Origin of the sequence: Acinetobacter sp. V104_13 (genome assembly GCF_031798995.1) — a bacterium.
In the GTDB taxonomy this organism is placed as follows: Bacteria; Pseudomonadota; Gammaproteobacteria; order Pseudomonadales; family Moraxellaceae; genus Acinetobacter; species Acinetobacter pittii.
This window is the reverse complement of sequence record NZ_JAVQNP010000027.1, coordinates 815,468-832,285: the sequence shown is the minus strand read 5'-3', so window position 1 is coordinate 832,285 and position 16,818 is coordinate 815,468. Positions and strand designations below refer to the sequence as shown.

At 39.3% G+C, this 16,818-nt stretch carries 16 protein-coding genes; 11 read left to right on the top strand and 5 right to left on the bottom strand.

Annotation, left to right across the window (positions count from 1 at the left end; all coding sequences use genetic code 11):
* Window positions 1-47: 47 nt before the first annotated feature.
* Window positions 48-827 carry a M48 family metallopeptidase gene (locus RMB06_RS16770; RefSeq protein ID WP_002121572.1) on the top strand — a complete coding sequence of 260 codons (780 nt, stop codon included), beginning with the start codon at window positions 48-50 and terminating at the stop codon, window positions 825-827.
* 54 nt (window positions 828-881) lie between these two features.
* Here RMB06_RS16770 and RMB06_RS16765 read toward each other — a convergent pair whose 3' ends face one another.
* The gene (locus RMB06_RS16765; protein WP_063098424.1) at window positions 882-1,931 is read right to left on the bottom strand and encodes an NADP(H)-dependent aldo-keto reductase; all 1,050 of its coding nucleotides are present in this window, start codon (window positions 1,929-1,931) and stop codon (window positions 882-884) included.
* A gap of 159 nt (window positions 1,932-2,090) precedes the next feature.
* The gene (crp, locus tag RMB06_RS16760; RefSeq protein WP_005070320.1) at window positions 2,091-2,798 is read right to left on the bottom strand and encodes a cAMP-activated global transcriptional regulator CRP; all 708 of its coding nucleotides are present in this window, start codon (window positions 2,796-2,798) and stop codon (window positions 2,091-2,093) included.
* Window positions 2,799-3,038: 240 nt separating this feature from the next.
* Here crp and RMB06_RS16755 point away from each other — a divergent pair, with 240 nt between their 5' ends.
* The 3 genes from RMB06_RS16755 (at window position 3,039) to RMB06_RS16745 (ending at window position 4,182) form a co-directional block, all read left to right on the top strand.
* Window positions 3,039-3,158 (top strand): hypothetical protein, encoded by a 120-nt coding sequence (locus tag RMB06_RS16755; RefSeq protein ID WP_002121587.1) that lies wholly within the window; start codon window positions 3,039-3,041, stop codon window positions 3,156-3,158.
* Window positions 3,159-3,236: 78 nt separating this feature from the next.
* The gene (locus RMB06_RS16750; RefSeq protein ID WP_002121528.1) at window positions 3,237-3,659 is read left to right on the top strand and encodes an OsmC family protein; all 423 of its coding nucleotides are present in this window, start codon (window positions 3,237-3,239) and stop codon (window positions 3,657-3,659) included.
* A gap of 97 nt (window positions 3,660-3,756) precedes the next feature.
* Entirely contained in the window at window positions 3,757-4,182 is a 426-nt protein-coding gene (locus RMB06_RS16745) for a GNAT family N-acetyltransferase (protein WP_311080432.1), read from the top strand.
* Here RMB06_RS16745 and RMB06_RS16740 read toward each other — a convergent pair.
* Window positions 4,179-4,988 carry a M23 family metallopeptidase gene (locus RMB06_RS16740; RefSeq protein ID WP_151302680.1) on the bottom strand — a complete coding sequence of 270 codons (810 nt, stop codon included), beginning with the start codon at window positions 4,986-4,988 and terminating at the stop codon, window positions 4,179-4,181. The genes RMB06_RS16745 and RMB06_RS16740 overlap by 4 nt on opposite strands.
* Window positions 4,989-5,287: 299 nt before the next feature.
* On the opposite strand from RMB06_RS16740, the gene clpB reads away from it, so the two are divergent.
* Entirely contained in the window at window positions 5,288-7,867 is a 2,580-nt protein-coding gene (gene clpB, locus RMB06_RS16735) for an ATP-dependent chaperone ClpB (RefSeq protein ID WP_005070314.1), read from the top strand.
* A 50-nt stretch (window positions 7,868-7,917) separates the two neighbouring features.
* Here clpB and RMB06_RS16730 read toward each other — a convergent pair whose 3' ends face one another.
* Window positions 7,918-8,412, bottom strand: a complete 495-nt coding sequence (locus RMB06_RS16730; RefSeq protein WP_032004027.1) for a CinA family protein — start codon at window positions 8,410-8,412, stop codon at window positions 7,918-7,920.
* A 268-nt stretch (window positions 8,413-8,680) separates the two neighbouring features.
* On the opposite strand from RMB06_RS16730, the gene RMB06_RS16725 reads away from it, so the two are divergent.
* Window positions 8,681-9,097 (top strand): hypothetical protein, encoded by a 417-nt coding sequence (locus tag RMB06_RS16725; RefSeq protein ID WP_017386366.1) that lies wholly within the window; start codon window positions 8,681-8,683, stop codon window positions 9,095-9,097.
* A gap of 18 nt (window positions 9,098-9,115) precedes the next feature.
* On the opposite strand, the gene rlmKL is transcribed toward RMB06_RS16725, so the two are convergent.
* Complete coding sequence (gene rlmKL / locus RMB06_RS16720) at window positions 9,116-11,326, bottom strand: bifunctional 23S rRNA (guanine(2069)-N(7))-methyltransferase RlmK/23S rRNA (guanine(2445)-N(2))-methyltransferase RlmL (protein WP_017399354.1); 2,211 nt, start codon at window positions 11,324-11,326, stop codon at window positions 9,116-9,118.
* 240 nt (window positions 11,327-11,566) lie between these two features.
* Between rlmKL and RMB06_RS16715 the strand changes: the two genes are divergently transcribed.
* From RMB06_RS16715 to RMB06_RS16695, 5 genes are all read left to right on the top strand, one after another.
* The gene (locus RMB06_RS16715; RefSeq protein WP_311080425.1) at window positions 11,567-11,911 is read left to right on the top strand and encodes a hypothetical protein; all 345 of its coding nucleotides are present in this window, start codon (window positions 11,567-11,569) and stop codon (window positions 11,909-11,911) included.
* A 124-nt stretch (window positions 11,912-12,035) separates the two neighbouring features.
* Window positions 12,036-13,052, top strand: coding sequence for an aspartate carbamoyltransferase catalytic subunit (locus RMB06_RS16710; RefSeq protein WP_014206196.1), 1,017 nt, complete (start codon window positions 12,036-12,038; stop codon window positions 13,050-13,052).
* 12 nt (window positions 13,053-13,064) lie between these two features.
* On the top strand, window positions 13,065-14,300 hold the full coding sequence (locus RMB06_RS16705; RefSeq protein ID WP_068562887.1) for a dihydroorotase: 1,236 nt from the start codon (window positions 13,065-13,067) through the stop codon (window positions 14,298-14,300).
* Window positions 14,301-14,513: 213 nt separating this feature from the next.
* Complete coding sequence (locus RMB06_RS16700; RefSeq protein WP_311080420.1) at window positions 14,514-15,941, top strand: OmpA family protein; 1,428 nt, start codon at window positions 14,514-14,516, stop codon at window positions 15,939-15,941.
* A 93-nt stretch (window positions 15,942-16,034) separates the two neighbouring features.
* A complete protein-coding gene (locus tag RMB06_RS16695) occupies window positions 16,035-16,814 on the top strand; it encodes a F420-dependent NADP oxidoreductase (RefSeq protein ID WP_311080418.1) in 780 nt (259 codons plus the stop codon).
* Window positions 16,815-16,818 lie beyond the last annotated feature (4 nt).

Sequence of the window (16,818 nt, the reverse complement as noted above, 5' to 3'; positions counted from 1 at the left end):
AGTGCAAAAGAATAAACAGCTTTTTATCGATTTAGGTGATCCGTGTTATGAATAAAAAACTCTTTTTAAGCTTGTGTGCTGCAAGTGTGATGACCATTTCTGGCTGTGCAACAGTGGCGGACATGGCTGGTGCAGATACTGCAACCTTAAATGCTCAATCTGCTCAAGGTTTTAATAAGATGGTGCAGGAAGCACGTGGTAAGGGTGCTCTCGATACAAGCTCTAGTACATATAACCGTATTAATGCTGTATTCAACCGTTTAAAACCATATGCCAACCAGATGAATCAGACTGGTCAACCATTTAGCTGGCAGTTAGCGGTGTTGAAATCAGATACGATTAATGCTTACGTTGCACCTGGTGGCAAGGTAGTGTTCTATACAGGTATTGTGAATAAATTGAACCTGACAGATGCTGAAATTGCAGCTGTTATGGGACATGAAATGACACATGCTTTAGAAGAGCATGCAAAAAGCAAAATCGGTGCACAAGCTTTAACTGATTTAGCTCTAGGCATCGGTTTAAGCTATGCGGGTAATAATGTAGGCCAGCTTGGTACTGCTGCTGCTCAGTTAGGTACACAAGTGGGTGTGGGCTTACCATATTCTCGTAGCTTGGAAAGTCGTGCTGACCAAGGTGGTTTAATGTTGATGGCGCGTGCAGGCTATAATCCAAATGCAGCGATTACGCTTTGGGAAAAAATGAATAAGCTTGAAGGTGGCGGTGGTTCATCATTCTTGTCTACTCACCCATCTAACTCACAACGTATTGGTGATATGCGTAAAAACTTACCTGCGGCAATGGCAGTTTATAATAGCCGTAAATAAGATGTAAATTTTATATAGATAAAGAAAACGGATGCTTAAGCATCCGTTTTTTATTTAAGGAGCAGGGTTGGGCTGTTGAGTATGGATGGCTTCAATACCTTTTAGAACTTCACTTGGTAATTCAATCTCAAATGCCTGAATATTTTCTTTGAGTTGATCTAAATTAGTGGCACCAATAATTGTGCTGGTCACAAAGAATTGTTGTTTAATAAAAGCTAAGGCCATTTGAGTTAAGCTTAGTCCATGCTTTTCTGCTAGCTGTGCATATTGTTCAGTCGCCCATTCGCTTTGAGGGTTGCTGTAACGGCTAAAGCGAGGGAATAGTGTTACACGAGCATTGGCGGGACGAGCACCGTTTCTAAACTTACCCGTTAAGTAACCAAAAGCCAGAGGAGAGTAGGCGAGCAAGCCGACATCTTCATATTTAGCAATTTCTGACATACCTATTTCATAAGTTCGGTTAAGCAGGCTATATGGGTTTTGAACACTTACAAATTTACTGACACCTAGCTTTTCGGCCAAATGTAAAAATTTCATGGTGCCCCACGGGGTTTCATTTGATAAACCAATATAGCGAATGCGCCCGCGATTAATCTCTTCTTGTAGAGCAAGTAATGTTTCTTCTAGAGGTGTTGTGTCGTAATCATTTTCAGCTTGCTGATTGCCATAAGCGAGCGTACCAAAAAAGTTGGTATGACGTTCAGGCCAATGCAATTGATAAAGATCGATATAGTCTGTTTGGAGGCGTTTAAGTGAACCATCTAGAGCTTTGGCAATATGGTCACTGTTAAAGCGTGTATTGCCTTCTCGAATGTGTGTTCCTCCAAAGCCCGGACCTGCAATTTTAGATGCGAGAAAGACTTTGTCACGTTGTCCATGCTGGGCAAACCAATTACCAATAATCGTTTCAGTTGCACCATAAGTTTCAGGTTTTGGCGGAACGGAATACATCTCTGCCGTATCCCAAAAATATAAACCATGGGCCAAGGCGTAATTGAGTTGTTCAAAAGCTTCTTGTTGGGAGTTTTGCTCACCAAATGTCATGGTGCCTAAACAAATTTCTGGAAGTTTAAGGCCTGTGCGACTAAGTGGGTTAAATTGCATACAGCGGAATCCTTGGAAATTTTGAGTTAGCCTAACGGAGAATATGTATTCAACTTAAATCATAAAATTAGAATAGTTTGTAAGTTTTGTGTATTAACTCATTGTTGCATATAAAAAAAGCAAACCGAAGTTTGCTTTTTATTAAAAATTTAATGAATATTATTCTTCATCGTCGTAGTCATCATCAGAAACAGTGTTTTCTTCTAATGATGCATCAAAAATAAGAATGGCTTTACCATCAGTTTGGATCATACCTTGATCTTCTAAGGTTTTGAGTACACGGCCAACCATCTCACGTGAACATCCAACAATACGGCCAATTTCTTGACGAGTAATACGAATTTGACGACCATTCGGCAAAATCATTGCTTCTGGTTGAGAAGATAGATCGATTAAGCAACGTGCAATACGACCAGACACATCAATGAACGCAAGATCTGTCATTTTACGGGTCGTATTTTTTAGACGGCGAACTAATTGTGCAAAAACAGCATAGCTTAAGTCTGGGTATTGTTTGCTAAGTTCGTGGAAGTTGTCATAAGAGATCTCTGCAATTTCACAGACATCACGAGTTCGAACTTCGGCTGTACGTTGAGGGTTCGGTTCGAAAAGCCCCATTTCCCCAAAGAAATCGCCCGGATTTAAATACGCAACAACAATTTCACGTTCGTCATCTTCACGCAAAATAATTGAAACTGAGCCTTTTAAAATTAAATATAAAGATTTTGACTCTGTTCCGGCATCAACAATTGTGGTTCGTTTTGGATATCTGTTGATGTGAGCACGTTTTAACAATGCTTTAACGGATTCAGGTAGTTGCCCCGGAGATAAAGCATCTGTGCTGAGTTGTGAAAAATTTGAAGTCATGCTTAATATGTTCCGAATAGGGTAAACAATTCACACAAGCTCGAGATGAGCTATTACACAGAAGAGATGAAATTCCTTATCAACTCATTTTATGTTAGTGTACAAAACAAGGGCCTGTTGACATTTCACAGATGGTTGCAACATAAGACAATTCTTTTAGACGTACCAAATAAGAACTATGAAATTTAGCCATTCTAAATAAATAGATCTTAACAATGGAACGTACAAAATAACTTGGTCTTGCGCTATGCCTGCGCTGCTTTAATTGCAACTCAGATTATGGCTGAAATTTCACAAACTTTATTACAAAACTGGACAAAGGATTGCCATTGTCTGGGTTTTGCGTCTTATTTGGATTAATTTTTAGCTATAACGCAATCCATAGATGAAATGTCAACAGACCCTGCTTAAATTTATAATTTTTTTTGGGTAGTTGCAATGCAAACAAGTGTACATTGGCTAGAGAATGTTGCTTTTGAAGCGAAATCGGATAGTGGGCATAGTGTCATCATGGACGGCTCACCTGAGTATGGTGGTGAAAACCGTGGTCCACGTCCTATGGAATTGATATTAATGGGACTTGGTGGGTGTGCTTCGTTTGATATTGTGACCATTTTAAAGAAATCTCGCCAAGATGTGACGAATGTTGTATGTAATTTAAAAGCTGAGCGCGCTGACGCAATTCCGGCTGTGTTTACTAAAATCCACTTACATTTTGTGGTAACTGGTAAAGCTGTGAAAGAAAAGCAGGTTGCAAAAGCAGTTGAATTGTCTGCCGAGAAATATTGTTCAGCAAGTAAAATGCTTTCCGATGGTGGTGTTGAAATTACACATGACTTCGAAATTATTGAAGCGGAATAAGGCATTTTTTTGATAACTAGAAATTAAAAAAAAGCTGACATGAGAGTTGGCTTTTTTTATTGTCAAAAATAACTAAAAAATAAAAGGAAGAATGAAAGTGAATATTCGTTCTGCTAAATCAGAAGATACTCAAGCCATATGTGACCTACTTAAACAGATGGGATACCCACAGCATTTTGCTCTTATTCAAGAAAAATTTGAGATACTCCATAATGACGCTAACTCACAAATTTTGATTGCTGAAGAGAGGGGTAAAATTTATGGTTTTTTATCTCTCTACTTTATTCCGCAAATTGCCTTACAAGGTGACTTTGCCAAAATATGCTATCTGTGTGTTGATGAGAAAATGCGTAGCAAAGGTGTAGGGCATTTACTCGTAAAGGAGGCTGAGCAACAAGCCAGACGCCGAGGGTGTGATCGAATGGAACTGCATTCTGGAGTGCAAAGACCTTTGGCACATCAATTTTACCTCAGGGAAGGTTATGTCGAGGCACCAAAGTATTTTCGTAAAGCTTTAAATTAACGAGCTGTATTTAGGAAAAGCTGAGGATCTACCCGAGCATTATTAAGGCTCATGCCCCAATGCAGATGAGGGCCTGTCACGCGTCCTGTTTTGCCTACTAAACCTAACGTTTCTCCCTGGCGGATATGTTGGCCTTTCTCTACTTTAATTGCGCTTAAATGGCAGAACATGCTGACTAAGCCTTGGCCATGATCAATCAACACGGTTTGTCCATTAAAAAAATAAGATCCAGTTTGGATAACCACACCATCTGCGGGAGCAACAACTTTTTGCCCTACTGGCGCAGGAATATCTAAACCTGAGTGGGGCGCGCGTTCCTCGCCATTGAAAAAGCGTTTTCTTCCAAAAGAGTTGCTAAATTTCCCTGAAGTCGGGCGTATAAATGTGGGTAGGGTTTGCCATGAGCTCTGTGTAAATGAGGTATACACATCATTTTGTTCTTTTGCTTCTTGAGCGTAGCGGTCTAATTGACTTTGGTTAGGGTTCACATAATCTTGGTTCGTGACTTTAATGCGTTGCTCAGCGTAAGGATAAGACTTAACTGCTATTTGAATTGGGGCTTTATTCGTATCGAGTTGAATATTTCCGATTGGAGTAGATAATGGAATACCAAGTACAGCATAGCGCTGCTGACCTTCTTGACTAATTAAAACAGGCTTTTGTTGAAAAGTGACCTGAGTAATATCAGTAGTTAGAGGAATAACTGCAATTCCACCAGGTCGTCTAGAGTCTTGCGGAAGCTGAGCGTTTGCCAGTGCCGAAGTAAAAAGACAAGTTGTTGTTAATATAATGTGTTTAAAGTGCATTTTCATTTCAAAACGAGTAGGAAACTAGCAAGATAAACTAAAGCTTAATTACTAAATTCTCAATGAAGACTTTGTGAAAAGCGTAGTAAGAATAAGCATGAATCTAAATATTCAAGCATTTTAATAAAATGTAGCTGAACTGTACTTGAAATATATACAAAACAATCCCATATTATAATGGAGTTTTACTCATTGTTATTTTTATAAAATTATGAAAAATATATAAAAATTTATTTGAAATCCGAAGAAGTGTTCCCATCTATTAGACAAGTACAAATTTGTTGTGAGGAATAACAAGAATGCGTTTTGAAAAATTTACAAACCGCTTGCAGCAAGCCCTCTCAGATGCTCAATCTTTAGCGATGGGTAAAGACCATACCGCTATCGCAGGTATTCATATTTTGTCTACCTTGTTAGAAGAGCCATCAAATATTAGTTTGTTGCAACAAGCAGGTGCACGGTTACCTGAACTTAAACAAAAACTTGAACAGGCTATAAAAGATGCGCCCACAATTGCCAATCCAACGGGTGATGTCAACTTAAACCCAGAAGCTGTGAAAGCACTTAATCTGGCAGACAGATATGCGCAAAAAGCAGGTGATGAATTTTTATCAACTGACTGGGTTTTATTAGGTTTGGCAGAGACAGGCGAAACTAAAAATATTTTAAGTGCGGTAGGTGTAACTCCAGACAGCTTACGCAAAGTAATTGAACATATTCGAGGTAATGACAAAGTCATGAGTAATAATCACGAAGACCAACGTGACTCACTTAATAAATATACGATTGATTTAACAGAGCGTGCTTTATCTGGAAAACTTGATCCTGTCATTGGGCGTGACGATGAAATTCGCCGTACTATTCAGGTTTTATCGCGTCGTACCAAAAACAACCCTGTTCTTATTGGTGAGCCGGGTGTAGGTAAAACCGCTATTGTTGAAGGTTTGGCACAGCGTATTGTGAATGGTGAAGTGCCAGAGGGATTAAAAAATAAACGTGTTTTATCCCTCGACTTAGGTTCATTACTGGCTGGTGCTAAATATCGTGGTGAGTTTGAAGAACGTTTAAAAGCTGTTTTAAAAGACTTGGCAAAACACGAAGGCGAAATCATCTTATTCATTGACGAGTTACATACACTCGTAGGTGCAGGTAAAGGCGATGGCGCAATGGATGCAGGTAATATGTTAAAACCTGCGTTGGCTCGTGGTGAATTGCGCTGTGTGGGGGCGACGACCTTAGATGAATATCGTCAATATATTGAAAAAGATGCAGCTTTAGAGCGTCGTTTCCAGAAAGTGCTAGTTGATGAGCCAAGTGTTGAAGATACGATTGCAATTTTACGTGGACTTAAAGAAAAATATGCCACTCACCATGGCGTGCAAATTTTAGACTCTGCGATTATTGCTGCGGCGAAAATGTCTCATCGCTATATCACCGACCGTCAATTACCAGACAAGGCAATTGATTTGATTGATGAGGCAGCTTCTCGTATTAAAATGGAGATTGACTCTAAACCTGAAGCACTTGATAAGCTCGATCGCCGTTTAATCCAGTTGAAAATGCAATTGGAAGCTGTGAAAAAAGATGAAGATGTCGGCAGTAAAGCTGAAGTCACTCATCTTGAAAAACAGATTGCTGAAGTCGAGAAAGAATACAACGATCTTGAAGAAATCTGGAAGTCTGAAAAAACTTTGGTAGAAGGTACTAAACAGGCTCAGGTGGAACTTGATAAAGCGCGTATTGCTTTTGAGAAAGCTCAGCGTGAAGGTGATTTGGCTGAGGCAGCACGTTTACAGTATGGCGTAATTCCAGAGTTGCAAAAACAACTGGAGCAAGATGAAGTTGCAGAGGAGAACGAAGAGCCAAAACTCATTCGTACTAAAGTGACTGAAAATGAAATTGCTGAAGTTGTGAGTGCTGCAACAGGTATTCCGGTTGCTAAAATGATGCAAGGCGAACGTGAAAAACTTCTTAATATGGAAGAGTTTTTACATGACCGTGTTGTAGGGCAAGATGAAGCAGTTGTTGCAGTGTCTAATGCCGTACGTCGTTCACGTGCAGGCTTGTCTGACCCGAATCGACCTAGTGGATCATTCTTGTTCTTGGGTCCAACAGGTGTTGGTAAAACTGAGTTGACTAAAGCACTTGCTAACTTCTTGTTTGACAGTGATGATGCCATGATTCGTATCGACATGAGTGAATTCATGGAGAAACATTCTGTTAGCCGTTTGGTTGGTGCACCTCCAGGATATGTGGGTTATGAAGAAGGCGGTGTTTTAACTGAAGCTGTTCGCCGTAAGCCATATAGTGTTGTGTTGTTTGATGAGGTTGAAAAAGCGCATCCTGATGTATTCAATATCTTGCTCCAGGTATTGGACGATGGCCGCTTAACCGATTCACAAGGTCGAGTAGTAGACTTTAAAAATACGGTAATTGTGATGACTTCGAACTTAGGTTCACAAGATGTACGTGAGCTAGGTGAGGGTGCAACAGACGATGAAGTGCGTACCATTGTAATGAATGCGGTAAGTCAGCATTTCCGTCCGGAATTTATTAACCGGATTGATGAGCTTGTGATTTTCCATTCACTCAAAAAAGCACAAATTCGTGGCATTGCCGATATTCAGTTGGATCGATTACGTTCGCGTCTTGTTGATCGTGACATGAGCCTAACTGTAGATGATACCGCTTTTGATTTATTGATTGATGCTGGTTTCGATCCTGTCTATGGCGCGCGTCCATTGAAACGTGCGATTCAACAACAGATTGAAAACACATTAGCACAAAAAATCTTGTCGGGTGATTTTGTCGCAGGTGATACTATTCTAGTTAAAGGCGAAAATGGGCATTTAGTCTTCGATAAAATGAAACTCAGCTAAGCTTTGTCTGCTAAAACCGAAAAGAGAATATGGAAACATATTCTCTTTTTTTATGGGGAATTAGTTTTTATGGTTGATGTGAGTAAAGCAATTATGGCATCGGAAACTTTCTGAGTTAATGTCTTTAACTTTTGTTCTGAGTGACCAGATAAAAAATAACGATAATGATAAATATGCTGTTGGTAAGAAATGCAAATAAAAAAGGTACCTACAGGTTTTTCTGGGGTTTCACTTCCGCCAGATTTTAATAGCCCAGTACAACTGACAATAATATTAGCTTGTTGAAATAAGCTTTGACCCAGCCTACACATTTCCTCTGTGACTTGAGGTGACTCTGCTGTGTAAGTCTCTATTAACTTTGGATCGATATTTAAAATACTAATTTTAATGCTTGGGTCGTAGCTAATTAAGCCACCCAGTAAAATATCTGCACCACTATTTTTGTGAATAGAAAACTGACTTGTTAAATAACCCGAACTCGCACTTTCAATAAAAGCAATTTTGAGCTGGCGATCTTCTAATAGTTGGCAGCACTGCTGAAGCATTATTTCACCTCGAATGGTGTTTATTTATAAATAAAATCAATTTACAGATAAATTTTAAAATTACAGTAAGTGATTTAGCAGTGTCGTACAAGTCTGAGATAAAAATCTATAAAACAACTTGAATATTCACTAAATGCTTGTGAAATATTTCAGGTTTTAAAATGATCAATGTTAATTGTCGGGAAGTCTATTTATAACATTGCGACATGTTTAAAAAATTGTTAATTTTGTTCGATATAACGAACAATAACAATTTAGGATAAATGCAATGAACAATAAACAAGGACCTGCGCTGTGTATTTTAGGTTTTATTTCGCTAATACCCATCAATGTATGGGCTGCGCAGCCTCTAAGTGAAGGGGCTTTGGCGACACAAACAGGGGCAGTAAATGCAGCTTTACCTGTGATTATTGCGAAAGCTCAAGACGATGCTAAGAAACCAATGATAGAACAACAACAAGCACGTCAGGTGTTAGGGGATAATTATTTACAACAAGTTCGATGGGATGCACTTAGAACAAGTGTACTTTCACCTTATCAAGAACAAAAACAAAATCATGTTATCGATAGTAAGGAAAAGAAGAAACTGGAAATGATGGCATTACCAGAAAGAGCAGATCGATTTACCAAATATGATTTTGAATCAAAAAATGTTCATGGCGAGGTTATTATTACCGTGAAGTAATAATAACCCCTAGTCTTATTAATATTGATCTAGGCCAGGATGTTGAATTTTCCATGCACGGTGGATTTTTTGATTACGTTTAAAATCAGGGCCAATGGTTTCAGAGGTGATTTCTTCAACCTGAAAAATAGCTTCGATTTCTTCGTCCATTTCAAAACCACGATAGTTGTTTGAGAAATAGAGCGTTCCTTCACTATTTAAACGGTTCATTGCACGTTTAATGAGTGAAACATGGTCACGTTGGACGTCGAAAGTACCATAGAACTTTTTAGAGTTTGAGAATGTCGGTGGATCGATAAAAATAAGGTCATATTGTTCGTGACCTTCTTTTAACCACTCAAAACAGTCGCTGGCAAAGAACATGTGCTGTTCATCTGCGTGATCTACAGTCAGGCCATTTAAAACGAAGTTTTCTTTTGACCAGCTTAAGTAAGTATTGGATAAGTCTACACTTGTCGTGCTTGCAGCACCGCCTAAAGCAGCATGTAAGCTTGCTGTAGAGGTATAGCTATATAAGTTCAAGAAGTGCTTACCACGAGCTTCTTGTGCGATACGTAAACGCATTTGACGGTGGTCAAGGAATAAACCTGTATCTAGGTAATCTGTCAGGTTAACTAAAATTTTAGCTTTACCTTCCTGAACGATAAAACGTTTTGAAGCTGTGCTTTGTTTTGTATATTGATTTGTACCAGTTTGGCGCGCACGTGTCTTAATAAAGATAGCATCGCGGTTTAAACCAGTAACTGCACGAATTGCAGCGAGTGCTAAATTAAAACGTTTTTTTGCTTTTTCAGGATCGATTGTTTTTGGTGGTGCATATTCCTGAACATGTAAGCGATCGCCATATAAATCTACAGCGACATTAAAGTCAGGTAAGTCTGCATCATACAAACGTAAGCAATAAACATTTTCTTTCGTTGCCCATTTTTTCAAGGCAGTCATATTTTTTTGCAAACGGTTAGCAAAATCTTGAGCTTCTTCCATTTCAATAGGTTGAGCTTGCCATGTTGCTAAGAATGGCTGAGTTACTTTTTCTGGCTTAATTGAACCAAAACGAATGTAAATTGGTAACTTACCATTCATTAAACGTAAGGTTTCAGGTGCTTCAAACGCTAAAACATCGGCTTGTTCAATTTGCGCTGCAATAATTGCTGCATATTGATTTGGGAAATGTTTTTGTAGAAGTGCAGATAAACCTAAGTAAAGAGAGCGGTTAGATGCTTTATCACCTAAACGTTCACCATATGGAGGGTTAGTCACAATAAATGCAGTTTTGCCTTCAGCTGAAAAATCAGGCCAGTCCGCTAAAGTACGTTCTTCAATTTGAATTTGACCTAATACTTTTTCAAAGCCTGCCGCAATAATATTTTCACGGGTGGCTTTTACAGCTTCCCAGTCTGCATCGTAGGCATAAAACTTAGGTAAAGGTAATTCAAGCGCCTTTTCATGACGTTCTGCTGCTTCAGCTTTGAGTGAAAGCCAAAGCTCGCGGTCATGACCATGCCAACCATTAAAACCAAAACGGCGAACAAGGCCTGGTGCACGGTCAGTCAAAATCATTAATGCTTCAATAATAAATGTACCTGAACCGCACATCGGGTCGAGCACAATCTCTGGCTTACGTTGTTGAAGCTGAGCTTTTTGTAAAATTGCCGCAGCAAGGTTTTCTTTAATTGGTGCATCCGTCATATAACGACGGTAACCACGTTTATGTAATGAATCACCTGATAAATCTAGGCAATATGTATGCTCAGTTTTACCTGCTAAAACATACAACGTAATTTCTGGTTGTTTAGTATCAATGCTCGGACGACGACCTACAGCTTCCATAAAGGAATCTACAACACCATCTTTTGCTCTAAGTGTTGCAAATTGAGTGTTAACCTTAATTTCACGTTCAGCATGTAAGCGAATAGCGAAGGTACTTTGTGGTGCAAAAATAAGTGACCAATCAAAGCTAATCGCACCTTCATAAAGCTCTTCTGCTACATCACGTGCATCGTGTGTATGTTCAAGTTCATAAGTATGAATCGGAAGTAAAACACGAGAAGCAAGACGCGACCACATACAGATGCGGTAAGCATGTTCAAGCGTCCCTTCAATGATTAAACGTCCTGCTTTACGTTCTGTCACTTTGGTGCCAAGCTGTTCTATTTCTTCTTGTAAGAGGGCTTCTAAACCATCAGCACAAGTAATCCAATAGTGGTTTAAACGTAAAGAGGTATTCATAAACTCGATTGACCAAAACATATAAATATTAACGATGCAAAGTTTAACTTATTTTGATGTGTAAAGGTTTTTAAATTATTGCAACCTATCATAATCCAACCAATAAACTGATTTTTAAAGATTAATACAGTAAAAGTGGTATGTATTTTGCTAAGTCAATCCTATCAATGGTTATTTATTTAACAAACACAGCTATTTTTTAACCATTTTTATTATTTTAGATTAATGGGGTAATTATAAATGAAAGACATGATGGGGAATGGTTTTATTTCTAATGCAGATGCTTTCTCAGTAGCTACACAAATATATGTACGCATGCGTAGGGTGACAGGGCGGGTAATAGATGCCCTGTATGTGGTTCAAAATAAAGATTATGCAAAATATGTTATTGGGCTTGCACTAGAGTCGGACGACGACGAATTAAAACGATGCGTTGAACGATTAAAATCGTTGGTTGACACAATACCGGAGCTTTCTCAAAAAGAAAAAATTACTGTTGTTAACGATGATGAAGATTCAGAAATCAGTGCCGAAGACATTTATCGAGCACAAGTTCCACACCATTATATTGGTGCCTTGAGATAATCCAGATCAAGGTCCTAAATTTTCTGGTTAATTTAGGGCCTTATTCTGTAAAGTTCTTCTGCGAAAAGAGCGGAATTCAGCTACACTATGCACGTTTTCGCGATTCGACCCATAGGAATCCATTATGCATATTGCAGCGTTGCATCAACCGAGCCAGGTTCAGCTCAATCAAGACGGAAATTTAAAACATTTTTTAACCATTGAGGGGCTTTCAAAAGAAAACCTCACTAAGATTTTAGATACCGCACAAAGCTTTTTAGATGATAATAATAATTTAATTAACCGTCCGCTCTTAGAGGGATTGACGGTTATGAATCTCTTCTTTGAAAACTCCACCCGTACCCGTACTACTTTTGAAGCAGCAGCAAAACGTTTGTCTGCCAATGTACTGAACATTGATATTGCACGTTCAAGCACTTCAAAAGGTGAAACTCTACGCGATACGCTCTGGAACCTTGAAGCAATGGCTGCAGACATTTTTGTTGTTCGCCATTCATCTTCGGGTGCTGCACATTTTATTGCTAAAGATGTATGTCCTAAGGTCGCGATTATTAATGCAGGGGATGGACGTCATGCACATCCAACGCAAGCGATGCTTGATATGCTGACCATTCGCCGTGAAACTAAAAAACCATTTGAAGATTTAAGCGTTGCCATTATCGGGGACATTAAACACTCTCGCGTTGCACGTTCGGATGTGGCTGCATTACAAACTCTAGGTTGTAAAGATATTCGTGTGATTGCACCGAATACATTATTGCCAGTGGGCTTTTCGGAATATGGCGAGCACGTTCGCTTATTCAACAAGATGGATGAAGGCATTACTGGTTGTGATGTGATTATTGCTTTACGTATTCAAAACGAGCGTATTGACTCTCCAGCATTATCTTCACAGTCTGAATTCTACAGAATGTATGGCTTAAACAAAGAACGTCTTGGTTTAGCTAAACCAGACTGCATTGTGATGCATCCGGGACCAATGAATCGTGGTGTAGAAATTGATTCAAGTGTTGCTGATGGAGATCAGTCGGTTATTTTGAAACAAGTAACCAATGGCATTGCAGTTCGTATGGCCGTATTGGCGTTATCTATGCAAGGCCAACTCCAAGAGCAAGGTTTAATTGAAGCGATTACGTTGTAAGGAATGGATCACATGAGTATTGTAAAAATTGAAAATGTACGTGTGTTAGACCCAATCCAAAAAACAGACAGCGTACAAACTGTATATATTGAAAATGGCAAGTTGGTTGCTCCAGTAGAGCAAGTGGAGCAAACCATTGACGGACAGGGCAAATGGTTAATGCCAACCATGGTTGATTTGTGCGCGCGTTTGCGTGAACCGGGTCAACAACAACATGGGACATTGAAATCAGAAGGTAAGGCAGCACGTGCCAATGGTATTTTGCATGTTATTACACCACCTGATTCAAAGCCGATTGTACAAGACAACGGTGCTCTCATTCATGGCTTGATTGAAAAGGCATGGCATGATGGGGGCATTCATATGCATATCATTGGTGCTCAGACCCAAGGTTTAAATGGTAAGCAACCAGCAAACATGGCGGGCCTGAAAAAAGGTGGTTGTACTGCTGTTTCTAATGCGAATGCTGCTTTTGAAAATGACGATGTAGTTATTCGTACCTTGGAATATGCAGCGGGTCTTGGTCTAACGGTTGTGTTTTATGCTGAAGAGCCACAGATTGCTAAAGACGGATGTGCACACGAAGGCTTTATTGCTTCTCGCCAAGGTTTGCCAATGATTCCGGCAATTGCTGAAACTGTGGCGATTGCGAAATATTTGCTTATGATTGAAGCAACTGGCGTAAAAGCCCACTTTGGTTTGTTATCTTGTGGTGCATCGGTTGAATTAATCCGCGCAGCAAAAGCAAAAGGTTTACCTGTGACTGCCGATGTAGCAATGCATCAGTTACATTTAACTGAACACTTAACTGATGGTTTCAATTCGCTAGCACATGTTCGTCCACCATTGCGTTCTGAGCAAGATAAAGAACTTTTACGTCAAGGTTTAAAAGAGGGCGTGATTGATGCAATTTGTACGCATCATGAACCTTTAAGCAGCTCTGCAAAAATGGCACCATTTGCTGAAACTCAACCGGGCATTACTGCTTTTGATACTTATGTATCTTTAGGCATTCAACTCATTAATGAAGGCTTATTTGAACCTTTAGAGTGGGTGGAAAAAGTGACTAGCGTACCTGCGCAGGTTGCCAATATGACTACGCGTTGGAAAGATGAAGCAGGATGGGTGTTAGTCGATCCTGAATTAAGCTGGACAGTAAGCAAAGACACGATTTTATCGCAAGGGAAAAATACTCCATTGTTGGGCCAAAACCTTAGCGGTAAAGTACTTCAAACTTTTGCTAACTGATAAAGCGGTTATTTAAAGTAAATTTAAAATATAAACAGGTAGATCAATAAGATCTGCCTGTTTTGTAAAGACTAGATGCAAATTTGTATATAAATTATTTAAAAAACAATAAAAGATTGAACGCAGATTAGAATAAAAAACTATCAGCAAAGAGAAGTATTTGAATAATCAAAAGTTGCTGGTTACGACGTATAAAATTCGGGAGAATAACCAATGTCGATAAACCCTATAGAACTGCTTAAAGAAAAAGTATCATCAACAATATTAGATAATCAGGATGGATACCTAGGCGAAAAATCGAATGCTTTATCTAAGTTTTATCCAATTTTACTTTCATTATTAGCTGCTAAACCTGATCTTATTGGACAATTAAAAAACAGTTTGGCTCCTTCATTATCAGACCTTTTTTCTCATAATGACCAAATCAAGAATACTGTACTGACTCATTTAAGTGGTACAGCACCAAATAATGAAATCGAAAGCACACTCAACAGCGCAATTAAACCTAGTCTTAATGCAATTTCGGACGTTGCCGGAAATGATCAACAGAGTATTGTAAATTATTTACGTCAGCATGCAGATACTATTCGTTCGCATTTACCGGGATGGGCAGTAGGTCTATTAGCTCCTTTAGGACTTGGTGCAGGTTTATCTTCAGTTCCACATGCAACTTCAGCAGCCCCACCATTAGCTGCAGCCAGTGAAAAAACAGGCAAATCTCGTGGGTTCCTCCCTATTATTGCCTTAATTATTTTGGGCCTTATCATTGCTTGGTTATGGCGTTCTTGCCAGCATAAAGAAGCTGTACCAGCACCTGAACCAACGGCTGCCAGTGGTGTTGAAGCAACTACTGCAGCCGCACCTGCGAGTTTAACTTTAAGCACAGATGATAAAGGTGCTGTGAGCCAGTGTCAGGCAGGTATCGGCGATCAAGGATTCTTAGCGACACTACAAACCCAAGTTAAGCAGGTTTTCTCATCAACTCAAGATTGTAATGTGGATACCAGTCAAACTTATGCGGCTGGATTTACAGACAAAGATGCACTTGCTGGCGTGCTTGGTGCCTTAAAAGGTGTGCCAAATGCATCTTTAGAATGGATAGGTGACAAAATTACTTTGAAAGCAGGTGATGCAGCAGCGTTAGCAGCATTAACCGCAAAAGTAAAAGCTCTTGTTCCTCACACTGAAGTTGTTTCTACTGCACCAGAAACAGCTGAGCAATCTGTAAGCAATAGCTTAACTGCTTCGCAAACTGCTTTAGGTTCAATTGACCCGAACAATGTCGATGTAAATGCATTAGTAAAAGCACTTAACTTGCAAATCATTAATTTTGCGAGTGGCTCAAGCGATATTCCAGCAGACAATAAAGCTATTCTTGATCAAGCTGCAACACTTTTAAATAAAGTCAGTGGTGTGAAATTAAATGTAGGTGGTCATACCGACTCAACAGGCAACGCTGCGGCAAATAAAGCTTTATCACAAAGCCGTGCTCAAGCAGTAGTCGACTATTTAACATCTAAAGGTGTAGACGGGTCTAAATTAGTTGCACAAGGTCATGGCTCTGATCAGCCTGTTGCAGATAACACGACAGAAGAAGGACGCTTTAAAAACCGTCGTATCGAGTTTTCAGTAGCTCAATAATATTCTGATTTATGAAAAATTAGATATTTTAATTTGAAAAAAGCTTCTCATTTTGAGAAGCTTTTTTGTTGGAACAAATAGTGTTGGATTGATATGAAAATCAGTTTGATTGGGAGTGGGCGAGTTGCCTTTCATTTAGCAAAGGTACTGTTGGCTCAAGGTCATCACATCGTACAAGTCTATGCGCGTGATTTTGAGAAAACCCAAAAGTTTGCAGAGCAGTTTCAGGCAAAAGCATGTCAGTCACTTCGAGAATTTCAACCGGCCGATCTTATCATTTTAGCGGTTTCAGACAGTGCAATTGCAGATATTGTAAAACAAGTTCATGAATTGTTTCCTGAAACACTTATGGTTCATACCTCTGGTAGTACTGATATTGAAGTCATCAGTCATGTGCATAAAAAAGCAGGGGTATTTTATCCATTACAGACATTTAGCTTTGAAAGAGACGTCGATTGGCAAGCCACACCATTATTTGTTGAAGCGGTAACAGATGCGGATCAAGCAATACTTGTAGATTTAGCAAATAGCCTAAGTAAGAGGGTATATCAATATACCTCAAAACAGCGTTTAACTTTGCATTTAGCAGCAGTATTTGCCTGTAATTTTAGTAACTATTGTTTTGATATGGCAAAGCAGGTAGTAGATAAAGAGCAGGTCGACTTTAGTTTGCTCTATCCTTTAATTATAGAAACAGCAAAAAAAGCGACTGAAAATGATCCAAAGCAAATGCAAACTGGGCCTGCGGTAAGGGGAGATCAGAATATCTTGGCAATGCATCAAGACTTATTGGCTCAAGCAAATCGAGATGATTTAAAACAGGTCTATCAACTTTTAAGTGATGGCATCGTGAAGCGCCATCACTCGGATTAAAGCT